Consider the following 17,153-nt stretch of genomic DNA (forward strand, 5'->3'; position numbering starts at 1 on the left):
ATCCTCATCGCGGCGAGACCAGTTCGTCCGCGTCGGCGGGAACGAACGCCGGATCGTCACCCAGATCGATCGCCCGGTTCTCGGCGTCGACGAACACGATCCTGGGCCTGTAGCTGCGCGCCTCGGCGTCTTCCATGGTGGCGTAGGCGATCAGGATCACCAGGTCGCCGGGATGCACGAGATGGGCTGCGGCCCCGTTGATTCCGATCACGCCGCTACCGCGCTGACCGGTGATCGCATAAGTCACCAGCCGCGCGCCGTTGTCGATGTCGACGATGGTCACCTGCTCGCCCTCGAGCAGGTCGGCCGCGTCCATCAGGTCCGCGTCGATAGTCACCGACCCGACGTAGTGCAAATCCGCTTGCGTGACGGTGGCCCGGTGGATCTTCGACTTGAGCATCGTTCGTAACATCAATTCCTCCAATGTGATTCGAGGGATTCAGCCGACAGGGCGGGCACGCGTCCGTCGGTGCCGAAGACAGTTCCGATTTCAATTGCGACATTGTCGAGCAGTCTGGTCTCGCCCAGTCGGGCGGCGACCAGCAGGCGTCCGGCGCCGCCGGCAGGGGCCGGCCCCAAAGCGTTGTCGCGCACCTCGAGGTAATCCACGTCGATGGCGGGCACTTCCGACAGCACCGCGCGGGCCGCGCGCAGCGCGTCATCCGCGCCGCCGGCCGCGGCGTGACTGCCGGCCAGCAACGCCGCCGACAAGAAGCCGGCCAGTTCGCGTTGCGCGGCGCTGAGGTAGCGGTTGCGCGACGACATCGCCAGGCCGTCCGTCTCCCGCATGATCGGCACACCCACGACCTGAACATCGACGTTGAGGTCGGCGGCCATTTGGCGAACCAGCACAAGTTGCTGATAGTCCTTCTCGCCGAAGAAGATTCGATCGGGCGCCACGATCTGCAACAACTTCAGGACGACGGTGAGCATGCCCGCGAAATGCGTGGGCCGGGCAGCGCCCTCGAGCTCGGATCCGAGCGGGCCGGGGTACACCGTGGTACGCGGGCCGTCCGGGTACATCGCCGCAGTACTTGGGGTGAAGGCTATTTCGACGCCTTCACCGCGCAACAGCGCCAAGTCGTCTTCGAGGATTCGCGGATACGCCTCGAGATCCTCCTCGGCGCCGAATTGCAACGGGTTGACGAAGATCGAGACCACCACCACCGAGCCGGGAACTCGCTTGGCGGCCCGGACCAGCGCGAGGTGTCCGTCGTGCAACGCGCCCATGGTCGGCACGAGCATCACCCGTCGGCCGGTATGGCGCAGGGCGCGGCTGACCTCGTGGACATCTCCGGGGTTCGGGTAGACGTTGAGTTCACCGGCGTTGAACTTGGGCGGGCGTTGGGTGTTCACCGAGTCGAGCCCTCCAGCACCTGGAAAACTTCGTCGGACGCATGCACCCGCTGGGCGGTGCGCATCGCGTTCACCCGATAGGCCTGAGCCAGCTGCGGGTCGACCGCCTCCAGTGCGCTCAGGTGACCCGCGACGGCGCCGGCGTCACCGCGTGCGACCGGACCGGTGAGCGCCGCCGGACCACGTTGCAGGGTGTTGTCCAGCGCCGCACGCGCTAGCGGTCCGAGGATGCGCTCGGCGATGCCGCCGGGCTGATTGTCGACACGTTGCTGACCGAGCAGCTCGGTGCCCGACACCGCCGCGCGCAACGCATCCAGCGCGTCGGCGACAACGGTGACGATGTGGTTGCCGGCGTGCGCCAGCGCGGCGTGATACAGCGCGCGGGCCTGCTCGGGTACCCGGAACGGCTCGCCCCCGATCTCGAGCACCAGGGACTGCGCGATCGCATAGCCGACCTCGTCGGCGGCGGTGATCCCGAAGCAGGTGTCCGGCAGCCGGGAGATGTCCTCGTCGGAACCGGTGAACGTCATCGCCGGGTGAATGGCCAGCGGTGTGCAGCCCTGACCGCTCAGCGGTGCCAGCACGTCGACGCCGTTGACACCCGAAGTGTGCGCGACGATGGTGCCCGGGCGCACCGCCGACGTGGCGGCCAAGCCCGAGACCAGCCCCGCCAGCTCGGTGTCCGGCACCGCCAACACCAACAGCTCGGCGTTGCCGGCGACATCGGGGACCGGGGCGACCGGCGTGTCCGGGAACCATCGCTCGGCACGCTGACGGGATGCGCGGGAGACGGCGCTGCAGGCCACCACGACATGGTCGACGCGCTCGAGCGCCACACCCAGCGCGGTTCCCACTCGGCCTGCGGAGATGATCCCCACCTTGAGCCGAGCGGGGCGCAATCCGTCGAACTGCACCATCGCAGACGACCCTCACAAGTCTCTTGGTTCGTTCCAGTCCCGCGATGCGGGTACCAGACGGTCGTAACGACTCTACCGCGACGACGCTGCTCGGACGCTGTGGTGTTCGCCTCAGTCTTCGCGGCGCCGGCGCCGGCCGCCCTCGGACGGGGTGGTTTGCAGCCGCGCCAGCAATTCGGCGACCGACTGGCCGCCCGATTGCGGCTCATCGGTCTCGGTGAACGGGTCGGTGCCGCGATGGCGAGCGCTGGGGGGCGGAGACATCGCCGGTTCCTTGTCCAGGGACGACGACGGCGCGGGTGGCGGCGGAGGCGGCGGTGGTGACATCGCCGGCGCCGGGGTCGACGGTCCGGCTACGCCGGGTTCGGAGTTGTCCGCGGAATGGCGAGATCGTGCCGCACGGCCGGGCTCGGTCCAGTCGGCGGCGGGCCCGCTGGGCTGGCCTGCCGGCGATTCTTCGGCGGCGCCGGAATGCCGTCCGCCCTGCTCCTCCGGCGGGGACGCTGACGGGGATTCGCCGATGTCCGGCGAGTGACGTGACGGCGTGTCGCGCGACGGCGCATTGTCATAAGCCCACGACGCCGGTGCGGCACTCTCGCTCTGGCGGGCGTTCCAATGGCTGCCGGGTGCTCCGGGGGGCAACCACTGTCCCTCGGAACTGACCGGGCGCCACCCGGGCTGCTCGTCTTGTCGGGGCGCCTCGGTCGGCGGGGGCCACGGAATCCGCTGCTGTTGCGGTGGCGGCTCGGGCTGCCGGGACGGCGGGGTGAACTGCGGCTCGGGCTGCGGAGGTGGCGCGGTGAACCGCGGCTCGGGCTGCGGGGGTGCCTCGGATCGCCGATGGGAACGTCGCGGCTGCGGTTCAAATCGCTCGGCCCCGTATGCCGGCGCGGCCCAGGCGCCGGACTGCGCGGCTTCGTTGCTCTGCCGCCAGTGCGCACCCCGTTCCGCCTCCGCTGCCTGACGGGCCTCGGCCGCACGGTTTTGCCGGGGCGCCACATAGCCGTCGGCGGGCTGCTGGGCATAGGCCTGCGGGTAACCCCCCGCAGCGGGGTGACGTGCCGGACTAGGGACCAGCGGCTCCTCGTTCACGTCGATGATCGAGTTGTCGTCGTCACGGCGAGCAGGCTCCTCGGCCCGCACCGACGCGACCCGGTTGATTCGTTCGCGGGCGCTCTCGTTCTCGCGATCCCATTCGCTGTAGCCGCGCACGGTCTTGTGTTCGCTCTCCAACGCCGGTCGCTCGCTGAGCTCGGCATCGAACAGGATCTCCAGGTTGGTGCGCAGAGCGGCCAGTTCGGCCCGCAGCTCGGAGACCTCGTCGGAGGCTTGCGCGCGCAATTCGCTGGCCAGCTCGCGCCGCAGCTGGGACTCCACGGTCAGCTCATACTCGCGGCGCGCCGAGATCTCCCGGTCCAACTGCAGGTCGTAAACCAGCTTCAGGTCTCGCGCCCGGGCTTGGTCCACGTCGCTTTGGCGGCGGTAGATCACCGAGACGAACGCGGCAACCACGGCGGCCCATAACGCCAGGATCACCGCAAGCTTGAGAAGCTCTACCCTGCTGGTGAAAACCAGCGCGGAACTGGCGCCGATCGCCAGGACCAGCAACGCCGTCAGCAGCACCCAGCCCGGCCTGCGGCCGCCGCGCCGAACGCGCGCGCCGCGGGACAGATCGGTCATGGCCCAAATGTACCGGCCCGAGGTCACTCCGCGTGTCGCCGCGCTGCGGCGATTCTCACCTGGACTAATCGCCCCACCGGCCCTCGGTCCGGCACACAACGCTCGACGTCAACGAACCAGGCTAATTCTCGACGCCCTCGCCGTTTTCGGTCGGATCCCCCGGCGACTTACAGCAATGTTGCAACCACAGCCCAGCAATCATCAGAGCCAGCGCGCTGAGGGCCGCGACCGCCGTCCCGGCGGTGTCTTCGCCCGCCACCCGTAGCCATGACCGCCGAGGCAGCAGGTACACCAGAACCCCGGCCCACCAGCCCAGCGCCAACGCGCCGACCCAGGCCGACGCCTTGGCGATGACAAGGCTGCGGGCCACCGATAGCGGATGCAGCCGGCCGGGCCCGTCGCCGATCTCCCCGTCGCTGATCTTGGCCCGCACGTAGCGTCCCCACGCCGCCTCGGCAACGCCGACCGCGAGCAGCGACAGACCCGTCCACACCGTGATCGGTGGGAACCATCGATAGAGCAGCACGACCAGCAGGTATCCCGCCACCGCCGTGCCGAGCACCGCGGCGGTCAGGTCGCGTTTTCGAGTGGGGCCCATCAGCTTTCGGCGCGCCGTTCGAGCACCCGATCGGTGAGTCGTACACCGCCGCGATCGGCGACATCCAGCTCGGCGAGCAACTTGGCGACCGGCTGTTTTCCGCCTGCCACCGTCAACTCCGCGTTCGGGTCCACGGCCAGCCACGGAATCAACACGAAGGCGCGCAGGTGTGCCAGCGGGTGGGGCAGGGTCAGGCCGTGGTCGAGGGAGAACAGTTCGACGTCTCCCTCCAACGAGGTCAGATAGCAGCTGACCAAGTCCACATCGAGGGTGCGCGGACCCCACCGCTGTCCCCGCACGCGGTCCGCGGCCACCTCTATCTGCTGGGCGAGGTGCAGCCAGCCGTGGCCGTCGAGCGTCGGGTCCTCGGCGATGAGCACCGCGTTGAGGAACGGCCCCTGTTCGACGCCGCCCCACGCTGCGGTCTCGTAAACCGGGGATACCGCCTGCACCGCGTCGCCGAGCCGGTCGAGCACCGACTGCAGCCGGGCCAGCCGGTCACCGAGGTTGGATCCGACCGACAACACGACGCGCGTCACAGGGCACCTCCGGCGGGAATCACCTGACGTCCGCCGCGCCGTGACCGGCGGGCCACCACTGCGACATCGTCAAAGGGCTCCGGAATCGGAGCTTGGGGTTTGTGCACCGTCACCTCCACTGCCTGCACCCGTTGGTCTTGCATGACGTCCTCGGCGATCTCGCCGGCGACGGTTTCGATCAAATTCCGGGCCGGACCGGCAACGACGGCGGCCGCCCGTTCGGCCAGCACGCCGTAGTCGTAGGTGTCAGCCAAGTCGTCACTGGTCGCCGCGTCCGCCAGGTCGATCCAGGCGGTGATGTCGACGACGAAATCCTGGCCGTCTGCCCGTTCATGGTCGAACACCCCGTGGCGGCCGCGAACTGTCAAGCCGCGCAACTCGATTCGATCAGTCATCCGCTGCTACCGCCCCACCCCTCGTCCACGCCTCGACGACTTTGACGGCGTCGACCGAGGCCCGCGCATCGTGTACCCGCACCCCCCATGCCCCGTGCACCGCGGCGAGCGCCGACACCACCGCCGTTGCCGTCTCGCGGCCATCAGGCGGCCGCACCGCACCGTCCGGATCAGCCAACAAGCGACCCAGAAACCGCTTGCGCGACGCCCCGACCAGAACCGGGATACCCGTGGCCACCAACTCCGGCAGCGCGTGCAGCAAGGCCCAATTGTCTTGGCCGGACTTGGCGAATCCCAGACCGGGGTCGATGATCAGCTTCGCCGGGTCCATACCCGCGGCCACCGCGCCGTCGACGCAAGCCAGCAACTCGGCACGGACTTCGGCCACCACATCGCGATAGGGCGGCACGTGATGGGGCCGGTCGGCGGATACCGGGCGCCAGTGCATCAACACCCATGGCACATCGGCTTCGACGAGCAGATCCGCCATGGCTTCGTCGGCGCGTCCACCGGACACGTCGTTGACCATCGTCGCTCCGTTTTCCAGCGCTGCACGGGCCACACCAGCGTGCATCGTGTCAACACTCACGGTAATTCCTTGGGACGCAAGCTCTTTGACGACGGGTACGACGCGGGCCGTCTCCACCCGCGGATCGACACGGACCGCGCCGGGTCGCGTCGACTCACCGCCGACGTCGACGATCGTCGCACCATCGGTGGCCAGCGCCAAGCCGTGCTCGACAGCGCGATCAACATCCAGGTAGCGACCGCCGTCCGAGAACGAGTCGTCGGTGACGTTGACCACCCCCATGACCCGGACGTGCGTCGTGCTCACTTGCGCAAGATCAGTTCGAGCGCCTCGGCTCGAGATGCGTTGTCGGACTTGAACTGTCCGCGCACAGCCGAGGTCGTGGTAATCGCACCGGGCTTGCGGACGCCGCGCATGGACATGCACAGGTGTTCGGCCTCGATGATCACGATGACCCCGCGCGGATCGAGTTTGCGCATCAGGGCGTCGGCGACTTGGGCAGTGAGGCGCTCTTGCACTTGTGGCCGTTTGGCGTACAGGTCGACCAGTCGGGCGATCTTGGACAGCCCGGTCACCCGGCCGTCGTGTCCGGGAATGTATCCGACATGCGCCACCCCATGAAACGCGACCAGATGGTGTTCGCAGGTGGAGTACAGCGGGATCTCTTTGATCAACACGAGCTCGTCATGCTGCTCGTCAAACGTGGTGTCCAGCACGGTATCCGGGTCGGTATAGAGGCCGGCGAATATCTCCTGGTAACTCCGGGCAACGCGGGCCGGCGTATCCTCCAGGCCGTGCCGATCGGGATCTTCGCCGATGGCATAGAGCAATTCGCGAATCGCTGCCTCGGCACGCGGTCGGTCAAAGACCGCGCCATTCAGAGTTGCGGTTCGGGAATTCGGCCGCACCATCGAAGACTCCGTTCGTTTCAGCCGTGTGCCGACGGGTTGGACGGGCTCGGCTCGCCTCCGGGCGGGGCTGTCGGGTCAGCGGCCTTACCTTCTTCCGGTGCGGGTGGACCGGGCGGCGGATACGGCGGATACGGCGGGTAGGGCTGACCCGCGTGCTGGTGCGGCGGTGCCGGCCAATGCGGCGGCTGCTGCGTCGGCGATGGCGGGGGATACCAGTAACCCGGCGGCTGTTGCGGCGGGGGCCATCCCGGAGCGTGCCAACCCGCGGGCGCGCCGTAATCGGGTTGCGTCCGATGTTGTGGCGCACCGTCGGCCCCGCCCGCCCCGCCGCGAGATCCGTTGTTACCATTGGTGGTTCGCTCGGCATCGGCTTGCGTGGCATCCCGCGCCGCCGCCGCGATGGCGGCCTTGAAAGCGGGCTCGGGCGCCGGCTTGGGCCACGGCTCGCCACGCTCGATGGCCAACTCACCGGGGGTCTTGATCGGTGGCTTGTCCGACGGGATCCGGCCGCCGAAATCGTCGAACAGCGTTAGCCGCGGCCGCTTTTCGACATCGGCGAAGATCGCCTCCAACTGCGGGCGGTGCAGCGTTTCCTTTTCCAGCAGTTCGCCCGCCAACGTGTCGAGCACGTCGCGGTACTCGGTGAGGATCTCCCAAGCCTCGGTGTGCGCGGCCTCGATGAGTTTGCGGACCTCTTCGTCGATTTCGCGGGCGACCTCGTGGGAGTAGTCCGCCTGGTTCCCCATCGTCCTGCCGAGGAACGGATCACCGTGCTCGGAGCCGTATTTGACCGCGCCCAGCTTGGAGCTCATCCCGAATTCGGTGACCATCGCACGCGCGATCTTGGTGGCTTGCTCGATGTCGGACACCGCTCCCGTGGTGGGCTCGTGGAACACCAATTCCTCGGCGGCGCGCCCGCCCAGGGCCATCACCAACCTGGCGATCAGTTCCGAGCGAGTGTGCATTCCCTTGTCGTCCTCGGGCACCGCCAGCGCGTGGCCGCCGGTGTTGCCCCTGGCCAGGATGGTGACCTTGTATACCGGGTCGACACCCGGCATCGCCCAGCCGGCCAGCGTGTGCCCGGACTCGTGATAGGCGGTGATCTTCTTCTCTTGCTCGCTGATGATCCGGCTCTTGCGACGCGGACCGCCGACCACCCGGTCCACCGCCTCTTCCAGAGCAGCACCGGTGATCACCGTGCCGTTCTCGCGGGCGGTCAGCAGCGCCGCCTCGTTGACGACGTTCTCCAGATCGGCGCCGGTCATGCCGACGGTCCGCTTGGCCAGCCCGTCGAATTCGACGTCGGGACCGAACGGCTTGCCCTTGGAATGCACCCGCAGCACCGCACGTCGCCCGGCCAGGTCGGGGCTGGACACCGGAATCTGACGGTCGAAGCGTCCGGGGCGAAGCAGCGCCGGGTCGAGGATGTCGGGACGGTTGGTGGCCGCGATCAGGATGACGCCGGTTCGGTCGCCGAAGCCGTCCATCTCCACCAACAACTGATTCAGCGTCTGCTCGCGTTCGTCGTGACCGCCGCCCAGCCCGGCGCCGCGCTGGCGGCCGACCGCATCGATCTCGTCGACGAAGATGATGCATGGGCTGTTCTGTTTGGCCTGCTCGAAGAGGTCACGCACCCGGGATGCCCCGACGCCGACGAACATTTCGACGAAGTCGGATCCAGAGATGGTGAAGAAGGGCACACCGGCCTCGCCGGCGACGGCCCGCGCCAACAGGGTCTTACCGGTTCCCGGCGGTCCGTAGAGCAGCACGCCCTTGGGGATCTTGGCGCCGAGCGCCTGATACCGCGACGGGTTCTGCAGGAAGTCCTTGATCTCGTAGAGCTCCTCGACCGCCTCGTCGGCGCCGGCGACGTCGGCGAAGGTGGTCTTGGGCATGTCCTTGTTCAGCAGCTTGGCCCGCGATTTGCCGAAGCCGAAGCCCATTCGGGCCCCGCCCTGCATGCGGGAGAACATCATGAACAGTCCGACCAGCAGCAACAGCGGCAGCACGTAGACCACCAGCGAACCCAGGATGCTGCCCTGGTTGACGACGGTGCTGACCTGGGCGTCTTTACTGGTCAGCTGGTCGAAAAGCGGGACCGCATAGCCGGTCGGAAACTTGGTGATGATCTTGTCGGAGCCGTCGGTGCCGGCGGCGGCGCTCTTCAGCGTCAGCCGTACCTGCTGCTCCCGGTCGTCGATCTGGGCGTTCTTGACGTTGCCGCTCTTGATCTGGGTCGTCGCCACCGACGTGTCGACCGGCTTGAAGCCGCGGGTGTCGTCGCTGAAGTAGAAGAAAGACCAACCAAGCAGCAGCACGACTGCGATGGCCGTGAGCGTACGGATTACGTTTTTCCGGTTCATCAATCATCGGCCGTCGCCGGCCAGGTCCTTCCCGATACACGCAGCTGTAATAGTCCAGGTTACCGCCAGCGCTGATCGCCAGCTCGGCCGCAGGCCGGGCGCAGCGGGTCAGCGCCAATCACCCAGCGGTGATCGCCAGCTCGGCCGCAGGCCGGGTGCAGCGGTCGAGCCATGAATCGCCTCGGTCTAAACAACGAATCGCGGTTCCCCGAGATCATCGGAGCGGCGCACCCGCCCGCCGAACGCGTATCGGGCGCCGAACACCTATCGGGCGGAGGCCGGCGTGTGCTTTGGTGAAACGGTGACGGACAGCCTCCCCAGCACCGAGCGCACGATCGAGACCAATGGCGTGCAGCTGCACACCGTCGAAGCAGGTGAGCGCGGCGCCCCGGTGGTGGTCTTGGCTCACGGCTTTCCCGAGCTGGCCTATTCGTGGCGGCACCAAATCCCTGCGCTGGCCGCCGCCGGCTACCACGTCCTGGCGCCGGATCAGCGCGGCTACGGCCGCACCACCTGCCCGGGCAACATCGCCGACTACAACATCGCCGACCTGTCCGCCGACCTGATCGGCCTGCTCGACGATGTCGGCGCCGAAAAGGCCGTGTTCATCGGCCACGATTGGGGCGCCCCGGTGGTCTGGAGCTCGGCGCAACTGCGCCCCGACCGAGTGGCGGCCGTCGTGGGCATGAGCGTCCCTCCGGTACCGCGCTCACAGGTTCCACCGACCCAGGCGTTCCGGGCGATCTTCGGCGACAACTTCTTCTACATGCTGTATTTCCAGGAGCCCGGGCTGGCCGATGCCGAGCTGGCCGCCGACCCGGCCACGACCATCACTCGGATGCTGGGTGGCCTGACGCGGTCCGACGACCCAGCGGCCGCGCTGCGAATGATCCGACCGGGACCGGCCGGCTTCATCGAGCGGTTACCTCAGCCCGACGGCTTGCCGAACTGGATAACTCCGCAGGAGGTCGATCACTACATCAGCGAGTTCACCCGCACCGGATTCACCGGCGGGCTGAACTGGTATCGCAACCTGGATCGCAACTGGGAAATCCTGGCCGACCCGCCGGCCGCCACCATCGACGTGCCGGCCATGTTCATCGGCGGCACCGCCGACCCGGTGCTGAGTTTCATGCGTCCCGACCGGGCCGCCGAGGTGGTGACGGGCCACTACCGCGAGGTGCTGATCGACGGCGCCGGGCACTGGCTACAACAGGAAAGGCCGGCCCGGGTCAACGAATTGCTGCTGGACTTCTTGTCGAACTTGAAAACGGGTGTCCAGCAGTCATGAACCGTCCGCTGAACTTCGGCGTCTTCATCACACCTTTTCACCCGACTGGCCAATCCCCCACGGCGGCACTCGAATACGACATGGAGCGCGTCGTCGCACTCGACCGGCTCGGCTTCGACGAAGCGTGGTTCGGGGAACATCACTCCGGCGGCTACGAGCTGATCGCCTGCCCTGAGGTGTTCATTGCCGCGGCCGCCGAACGGACCAGGCATATCCGGCTGGGTACCGGTGTGGTGTCGCTGCCGTACCACCATCCGCTGATGGTGGCCGACCGTTGGGTGCTACTGGATCATCTGACCCGCGGACGGGTGATGTTCGGCGCCGGACCGGGCGCCCTGCCGTCGGACGCCTACATGATGGGTATCGACCCCATGGAACAACGGCGGATGATGCAGGAATCACTGGAGGCTATCCTCGCCCTGTTCCGGGCCGAACCGAGCGAGCGGATCAGCCGGCACTCAGACTGGTTCACGCTGCGCGACGCTCAGCTACACATCCGTCCGTACACCTGACCGTATCCCGAAATATCAACGGCGGCAATGATTTCACCGTCCGGCCCGCGGCTTGCCGGAGCGATGGGCACCTCGCTGCTTTCGCTGTCGATGTCGGTTCCCGGCGGCTACGCTGCGCTGGAGAACACCTGGGAGGTCGTGGAGGAACAGGCCGCCAAGGTCGGCCGCGACGATCCCGACCGCGCCGACTGGCGGGTGCTGTCGATCATGCACATCGCCGACACCCGTGAAAAGGCGATCGACGACTGCACCTACGGGCTGCAGGATTTCGCCAACTACTTCGGCGCGGCCGGCTTCGTTCCGCTGGCCAACGCCGTCGAAGGGTCCCAGACGCCGTACGAGTTCGTCGAAGACTATGCGGCCAAAGGTAATTGCTGCATCGGCAGCCCCGATGACGCGATCGCACACATCGAAGACCTGCTGGACAGGTCGGGCGGGTTCGGGACGCTGCTGATGCTCGGCCACGACTGGGCTTCGGCTGAGGCGACCTATCACTGCTATGAACTGATGGCCCGTAAGGTCATTCCGCACTTCAAGGGTCAACTCGAAGCGGCCCGGTCTTCACATGAGTGGGCCAAGGACAAACGTGAGGAGTTGATCGGGCGTGCGGGACAAGCCGTCGTGCAAGCGATCACCGAGCACGTCGGCGAACATGCGGCGGAAGGCGGGCAGAACTGATGCGCGCATCGGTATTGCGGGACGGCCGGATGATGTACCGCGACGACGTTCCCGACCCCGTACCCGGACCCGGCCAGGTTCTGGTGGCGGTCCGCTCGTGTGGAATCTGCGGTTCCGACTTGCATTTCGCGGCCCACGGTGCAGAGGTGCTCTCGCTGAGCGGTCAGATGTCGAGCGGAGCCGGTGGTGGCATGAACGTCGATCTGGACCGCGACGTCTTCATGGGCCACGAATTCAGCGCCGAGATACTCGACGCAGGACCCGATACCGAAACCCATCCGACTGGAACCTTCGTCACGTCGATCCCGGTGCTGATATCGGGCCAGAACGTCGAACCGATCGTCTACAGCAACGCAACGGTCGGCGGCTACGCCGAGCGGATGCTGCTTTCGGCACCGCTGCTGCTGCGCATTCCCAACGGGCTCAGCCCCCAGCACGCCGCGCTCACCGAGCCGATGGCGGTCGGGCTCCATGCCGTGAACAAGTCCGGCGTCCAGCCCGGCGAGACCGCTCTGGTGCTCGGCTGCGGTCCGATCGGCATCGCCGTCATCGCCGCGCTGCGGGCCCGTGGCGTCGAGTCCATTGCGGCAGCAGATTTTTCACCGAAACGGCGCGAAATCGCCACGACGATGGGCGCGCACCAGACCGTCGATGCCGCGCAGGGCTCGCCATTCGACACGGTCCACCCGACGGTGGTGTTCGACGCAGTGGGCGTGCCCGGAATCATCGACGACGTGATGCGCCGTGCGCGGCACGGCACCCGGCTGGTGGTCGTCGGCGTCTGCATGCAAGCCGACACCCTGCACCCATTCTTCGCCATCGCCAAGGAGATCAACGTTCAGTTCGTTCTCGCATACGACCCGAACGAGTTTGGCAATTCGTTGCGGGCGATCGCCGAGGGCGACATCGATGTCACCCCGATGATCACCGGTGATGTCGGCCTGGAGAATGTCGGCGCGGCGTTCGACGACCTCGCCGAACCCGACCGGCACTGCAAGATACTGGTGACACCCTAAAGCTACTGGGGTTCAACATGATTAGGGCTTTGCTAGCCGCCGCCGCCAATAGCACTGCGGCCTTGATGAACTCGGCGGTCGCGGTCGCGCGGCAAGACCTCGGCTCGGTTTAGCGGGCGGAGCACCCTGTCGCTGGTATATCTTGATGGAAGCCGGCTAACTCACCACGATCGAGTGAGGCGTGGAGTGACTGTCGGCAAAGAAGTCAACCGTCCCGGCGTGGCGACCACAGATGCTCCCGAGGAGGCACCATGCCAACGCCGGCGCTGAGCCTGTCACGGCAGATGCTGCGGCGTCGCCCGGTGAGCGGCGCCCCGGTCGCCGATGGGGCCTCAGATCAACTGCAACGCACACTCGGCGTCTTCCTGCTGACGATGTTCGGCGTCGGCGAGACCGTCGGTTCGGGCATCTTCATCGTGCTGTCGCAGTCGGTGCCGCAAGCCGGGCCGGGCGTCGTCATCTCGTTCATCATCGCCGGCATCGCGGCGGGTCTGGCCGCGATCTGCTACGCCGAACTGGCCTCGGCCGTACCGGTTTCCGGATCGGCCTATTCCTACGCTTACGCCACGCTGGGCGAATTCGCGGCGATGGGCGTCGCGGCGTGCCTGCTTCTCGAGTACGGGGTATCCACCGCAGCGGTGGCCGTCGGCTGGAGTCAGTACCTCAACAAATTCCTCCATAACCTGTTCGGATTTGCTCTGCCACAGACTATTTCGGCAGCGCCGTGGGATCCCGAGCCCGGCGTGGTCAATCTGCCCGCGATTGCGCTGGTGGCGATGTGCGCAGTCTTGTTGATTCGCGGTGCAAGCGAATCCGCCAAGGCCAATGCCGTCATGGTGGTGATAAAAATCGGTGTGCTGCTGCTCTTCTCGGCGATCGCGTTCACCGCATTCAACGCAGGAAACTTCAAAGACCTGGCGCCGTTCGGCGTCTCCGGTATCAGCTTGGCCTCAGGCACGATCTTCTTCGCCTACATCGGTCTTGACGCGGTGTCGACTGCCGGCGACGAGGTCAAAGACCCGCAACGCACCATGCCACGCGCGATCATCGCCGCCCTACTGATCGTCACTGCCCTTCACGTGCTCGTCTCCGTTGCCGCCGTCGGCGCCCAGCGCTGGCAGGACTTCAACGGCGAAGAAGCAGTGCTGGCGGTGATCCTGGACCGCATCACCGGCAATACCGCCGGCAGCACCATTGTGGCTGCGGGAGCAGTGATTTCGATATTCTCGGTCACGCTGGTGACGTTGTACGGCCAGACCCGCATCCTGTTCACGATGGGTCGCGACGGACTACTGCCGGCGACGTTCGCGAAGGTCAATCCGCGCACCATGACGCCCGTGCGCAATACCATGATCGTCGCGTTCGCGGTGGCCGTGCTCGCCGCGCTGGTGCCATTGGGCCGGTTGGCGGAAATCGTGTCGATCGGCACCCTGACGGCGTTCATCGTGGTGTCAGCCGGAGTGGTCGTGCTGCGGATACAGGAACCTGATCTACCTCGCGGTTTCAAAGTGCCCGGCTACCCGGTCACACCGGTCTTGTCGATCGCAGCCTGTGCCTACATTCTGTTCAGCCTGCACTGGTACACCTGGATTGCGTTCAGCGGATGGGTCGCGGTGGCGCTGACTTTCTACCTCATGTGGGGCCGCCGGCACAGCGCCCTCAATGGCGATGCGGTCAGCGAGCCCGTCGCCGAGACCGGTTGAGCGTCTCGAGGGAACTTGTGTCGGTCCTGTTGCCTCACGTCAAGATGCGCGCGAAGGTGGGTTCGTTGCCTCATGTGATTGTGCGCGCTTGGGGACGCGGGCTCTGGTGGCGGGTTCGGACTTGCTCATGGTCATTTTGAGGAGCTGTGCGGTCAGCGCCTGGATCTGACGCTGGGTGGCGGCGGGGTTGATCAAAGCGTGGGTTCGGGACATGGACGCGATGCGGTCATCGGTCATGATTGGGTGATCGATCGCGCGGCGGAATGGGGTGGTCGCGGTGTCGTACTTCTTGGTCACCTTGGCGCCGTCGCGGACCTTGCAGACTAGTTTCTGCTGCGGGTAGAAGTAGTTGGTCAACTGGGACTGCAGCTGCCAGATTTCGTTGATTAGCAACAGTTCTGGAGCGGTATCGTAGCGGTGGTAGCCGACCAGGATGCGGACCACTGCCCAGTTCTTCTGCTCGACGTGACAGCCGTCGTTTTTGTTGGTTGGTCGCGCCCGGGTCAAGGTGATCTTGCGGTTCCTGCACCAGAGGAACAGATAGACGTTGATGAATTCCGCTCCGTTGTCAGAGTCCACCCCCAGAATCGGGAACGGCATCTTGTCGGCAATGCTTTCCAAGGCGCGCAGCACGCACTTGGCCTCTTTGCTGGGCACTGAGCAGTTCTCGGTCCACCCTGTGGCGATATCGGTGACCGTGAGGGTGAATGCGAACGGGCCGATGGTGTTTCCGCCGTCATGGGAGACCAAGTCGATCTCAACGAAGCCGGGCTTAGCGTCGTCCCAGTCGGCCCAGGTACGTACTGGAATCTGACTTCTCAACAGCGACCCAGGCTTGGTGGCCCGACGACCTTTGAGCTGGCGTTTGGCCCGTTCACCTGCCAGGCGACGATCAATGGTCGCCGCCGACATCGACACCAAGAGTGCCGCGGTGTCGTCATCGATGACCAGCTCGCCGAACTGCCGCAACACGGCCACGAGTTCGGTCAACATCGGCGCCAGCCGCTTGCCAGCCGGCATCCCCAGTACTAGCCAGCACACCGTAAGCGCGGCAATGACATCCGGCCCGTATACAGGTGGCCGCGGACTTCGCCTCGGCGTCACCACCCTGGGCTGCAGCGCCACCCCGAGCGCCTTGCGGGCATGGTTACGGTGCCAACCGGTGTTGGCCCGGTGTTGGCGCACAATTCGTCCAGAATCCTGCTCTTGGCTTGTCTATCCGCCACCACGTAACGGATCGCGGTCATCTCGGTTACAGCCCTGCGCTCGGCCAACGTCAACCCCATCATTTGGGCCTACCGAGACCATCGCCGATCCCTCAGGCAGGCACGCCGCGTGCGCGCATTTCGAGTGAGGCAACGTATAGCCGCTTCGCGCGCATAAAAGGCGATTCAACGCGGGTGGCGCCTGCTAGCTTCGAATACATGTTCGATACGATGACGGATCCGCTGACTGCCGCGGGTGTCAGCGAACCGGCGAAGTTAGCCGACCTGCGACCGGCCGCCCTGGTGGCCGCGGTGGAGTCGTCGTATCGGCTCGAGGCGATGTTGGTGGCACGACGGCTGGCGGCCGTGGCGTGGCTCCTGCGACACCGCGTTGCGGCAGCCGAAAAGGCCGAACGTGAGCACGAATACGCAACGATCGACGGCTTCGAGCAGACCACCGCCGAGGTGGCCGCGGCCATGAATTTGTCCCCGATGGCAGCAAGCTACCTGGTCTCCCACACTGAGGCGCTGGATGTTCGCCTACCCAAGGTGGCGGCGCTACTGGCCGAGGGCCGAACCGACTGGCGCACAGTGCGCCTGATCATCACCCGTACCGATTTGGTGAGCGACGACCAGCTGATGGCGAAGCTGGACGACTCATTGGCTGCCCGCCTCGCCTCGTGGCACGGCTGGTCAAAGCAGCGCATCGTCAATGCGGTAGACGCTGCGGTGCGGGTAGCCGATCCCGACGCTGCCCGTGAGCGCCGCATCAGTGCGGACGAGGACCGCTACATCGGGATTACCGCTCAGGACAACGGGATGGCCGAGGTGTACGGAACTGTCGCCGCTGCGGCAGCGACGGCGTTCGACCGGCGGCTCTCGCAGCTGGCCAAGCAGGTGTGCCCGGCCGATCCGCGGACATTTGATCAGCGCCGTGCCGACGCCCTCGCCGCGTTGACGGAGGGCCGCCGTTTGGCGTGTGTGTGCGGACAACCGGAATGCCGCCGCAGAGTCGACGCCGCCGCGCCGGATGCCGATTCGACCGGGGCGCAGGTCGTCGTCACAGTCGTGGCCAGCGAGCAGACCGTCAACGGCCAAAGTGACCTGCCCGGTTATCTGGAGGGCTACGGAGTCATCGACGCCGAGCAGGTGCGCGAGTTGGCCCGGGCTGCATCGCTGCGGCTCGCCGATCCGCAAACCAGCGCCGCGGCAGCGCTGCATTATCAGCCTTCCGCTGCGCTCGAACGTGCGATCCGGTGCCGAGATTTGACATGCCGATTTCCAGGCTGCGGCCGCCAGGCGACCCATTGCGACATCGATAGAGAGTATGGGAGTGCGTCACTCCCGGTGGCGGTCTGACTCTGACCTCGATTGACGCCGACTGGTTGTCCTTGTGTGGATCTGTCGGCCGTCGCTGGGAGTGGCGTGCGACGTCACCGACGCGACGGCTGTGACCTCAT

At 66.4% G+C, this 17,153-nt stretch carries 13 protein-coding genes and 3 pseudogenes; 5 read left to right on the forward strand and 11 right to left on the reverse strand.

All coding sequences use genetic code 11. The features are described 5' to 3' along the window. Positions 1-4: 4 nt before the first annotated feature. From panD to ftsH, 10 genes are all read right to left on the reverse strand, one after another. A complete protein-coding gene (panD, locus tag VGG53_RS20940) occupies positions 5-412 on the reverse strand; it encodes an aspartate 1-decarboxylase (RefSeq protein ID WP_331520019.1) in 408 nt (135 codons plus the stop codon). Beyond that, positions 412-1,356, reverse strand: a complete 945-nt coding sequence (gene panC, locus VGG53_RS20945; protein WP_331520020.1) for a pantoate--beta-alanine ligase — start codon at positions 1,354-1,356, stop codon at positions 412-414. The genes panD and panC overlap by 1 nt, the downstream gene beginning before the upstream one ends. Beyond that, positions 1,353-2,273 carry a Rossmann-like and DUF2520 domain-containing protein gene (locus VGG53_RS20950; RefSeq protein ID WP_331520021.1) on the reverse strand — a complete coding sequence of 307 codons (921 nt, stop codon included), beginning with the start codon at positions 2,271-2,273 and terminating at the stop codon, positions 1,353-1,355. Before VGG53_RS20950 ends, panC begins: the two co-directional genes overlap by 4 nt. A 111-nt stretch (positions 2,274-2,384) precedes the next feature. Continuing rightward, positions 2,385-3,953, reverse strand: a complete 1,569-nt coding sequence (locus VGG53_RS20955) for a DUF6779 domain-containing protein (protein ID WP_331520022.1) — start codon at positions 3,951-3,953, stop codon at positions 2,385-2,387. A 121-nt stretch (positions 3,954-4,074) separates the two neighbouring features. Next, on the reverse strand, positions 4,075-4,551 hold the full coding sequence (locus tag VGG53_RS20960) for a DUF3180 domain-containing protein (protein WP_331520023.1): 477 nt from the start codon (positions 4,549-4,551) through the stop codon (positions 4,075-4,077). Further along, complete coding sequence (gene folK / locus VGG53_RS20965; RefSeq protein ID WP_331520024.1) at positions 4,551-5,090, reverse strand: 2-amino-4-hydroxy-6-hydroxymethyldihydropteridine diphosphokinase; 540 nt, start codon at positions 5,088-5,090, stop codon at positions 4,551-4,553. Before folK ends, VGG53_RS20960 begins: the two co-directional genes overlap by 1 nt. Next, a complete protein-coding gene (folB, locus tag VGG53_RS20970) occupies positions 5,087-5,485 on the reverse strand; it encodes a dihydroneopterin aldolase (RefSeq protein ID WP_331520025.1) in 399 nt (132 codons plus the stop codon). The genes folK and folB overlap by 4 nt, the downstream gene beginning before the upstream one ends. Continuing rightward, complete coding sequence (folP, locus tag VGG53_RS20975) at positions 5,478-6,296, reverse strand: dihydropteroate synthase (RefSeq protein WP_414689021.1); 819 nt, start codon at positions 6,294-6,296, stop codon at positions 5,478-5,480. The genes folB and folP overlap by 8 nt, the downstream gene beginning before the upstream one ends. Positions 6,297-6,316: 20 nt before the next feature. Then, positions 6,317-6,925: a GTP cyclohydrolase I FolE gene (folE, locus tag VGG53_RS20980; RefSeq protein ID WP_331520027.1), complete on the reverse strand. Its 609-nt coding sequence runs from the start codon at positions 6,923-6,925 to the stop codon at positions 6,317-6,319. Between the two features lie 17 nt (positions 6,926-6,942). Then, positions 6,943-9,288: an ATP-dependent zinc metalloprotease FtsH gene (ftsH, locus tag VGG53_RS20985; protein ID WP_331520028.1), complete on the reverse strand. Its 2,346-nt coding sequence runs from the start codon at positions 9,286-9,288 to the stop codon at positions 6,943-6,945. Positions 9,289-9,589: 301 nt separating this feature from the next. Here ftsH and VGG53_RS20990 point away from each other — a divergent pair, with 301 nt between their 5' ends. The 4 genes and pseudogenes from VGG53_RS20990 (at position 9,590) to VGG53_RS21005 (ending at position 14,488) form a co-directional block, all read left to right on the forward strand. After that, a complete protein-coding gene (locus VGG53_RS20990; protein ID WP_331520029.1) occupies positions 9,590-10,579 on the forward strand; it encodes an alpha/beta hydrolase in 990 nt (329 codons plus the stop codon). Next, a pseudogene (locus VGG53_RS20995) lies at positions 10,576-11,769 on the forward strand (LLM class flavin-dependent oxidoreductase). The gene VGG53_RS20990 and the pseudogene VGG53_RS20995 overlap by 4 nt, the downstream one beginning before the upstream one ends. Next, positions 11,769-12,785, forward strand: a complete 1,017-nt coding sequence (locus VGG53_RS21000) for a zinc-binding dehydrogenase (RefSeq protein ID WP_331520030.1) — start codon at positions 11,769-11,771, stop codon at positions 12,783-12,785. Before VGG53_RS20995 ends, VGG53_RS21000 begins: the two are co-directional and overlap by 1 nt. Positions 12,786-13,036: 251 nt before the next feature. Then, positions 13,037-14,488, forward strand: coding sequence for an APC family permease (locus VGG53_RS21005; RefSeq protein ID WP_331520031.1), 1,452 nt, complete (start codon positions 13,037-13,039; stop codon positions 14,486-14,488). A gap of 39 nt (positions 14,489-14,527) precedes the next feature. Here VGG53_RS21005 and VGG53_RS21010 read toward each other — a convergent pair. Beyond that, positions 14,528-15,774: pseudogene (locus VGG53_RS21010) on the reverse strand (integrase catalytic domain-containing protein). A gap of 150 nt (positions 15,775-15,924) precedes the next feature. Between VGG53_RS21010 and VGG53_RS21015 the strand changes: the two are divergent. Next, a pseudogene (locus VGG53_RS21015) lies at positions 15,925-17,013 on the forward strand (13E12 repeat family protein); the annotation flags it as partial. Positions 17,014-17,153 lie beyond the last annotated feature (140 nt).

The organism is Mycobacterium sp. (assembly GCF_036490025.1).
GTDB lineage: Bacteria > Actinomycetota > Actinomycetes > Mycobacteriales > Mycobacteriaceae > Mycobacterium.

What these genes read in the sequence shown, in the direction of transcription:
- VGG53_RS21005 (WP_331520031.1), top strand. Translation starts at nt 13,037, where the DNA reads ATGCCAACGCCGGCGCTGAGCCTGTCACGGCAGATGCTGCGGCGTCGC.
- VGG53_RS20955 (WP_331520022.1), bottom strand. Translation starts at nt 3,953, where the DNA reads ATGACCGATCTGTCCCGCGGCGCGCGCGTTCGGCGCGGCGGCCGCAGG.
- VGG53_RS20950 (WP_331520021.1), bottom strand. Translation starts at nt 2,273, where the DNA reads ATGGTGCAGTTCGACGGATTGCGCCCCGCTCGGCTCAAGGTGGGGATC.
- folP (WP_414689021.1), bottom strand. Translation starts at nt 6,296, where the DNA reads ATGGGGGTGGTCAACGTCACCGACGACTCGTTCTCGGACGGCGGTCGC.
- panD (WP_331520019.1), bottom strand. Translation starts at nt 412, where the DNA reads ATGTTACGAACGATGCTCAAGTCGAAGATCCACCGGGCCACCGTCACG.
- VGG53_RS20960 (WP_331520023.1), bottom strand. Translation starts at nt 4,551, where the DNA reads ATGGGCCCCACTCGAAAACGCGACCTGACCGCCGCGGTGCTCGGCACG.
- ftsH (WP_331520028.1), bottom strand. Translation starts at nt 9,288, where the DNA reads ATGAACCGGAAAAACGTAATCCGTACGCTCACGGCCATCGCAGTCGTG.
- folB (WP_331520025.1), bottom strand. Translation starts at nt 5,485, where the DNA reads ATGACTGATCGAATCGAGTTGCGCGGCTTGACAGTTCGCGGCCGCCAC.
- VGG53_RS21000 (WP_331520030.1), top strand. Translation starts at nt 11,769, where the DNA reads ATGCGCGCATCGGTATTGCGGGACGGCCGGATGATGTACCGCGACGAC.
- folE (WP_331520027.1), bottom strand. Translation starts at nt 6,925, where the DNA reads ATGGTGCGGCCGAATTCCCGAACCGCAACTCTGAATGGCGCGGTCTTT.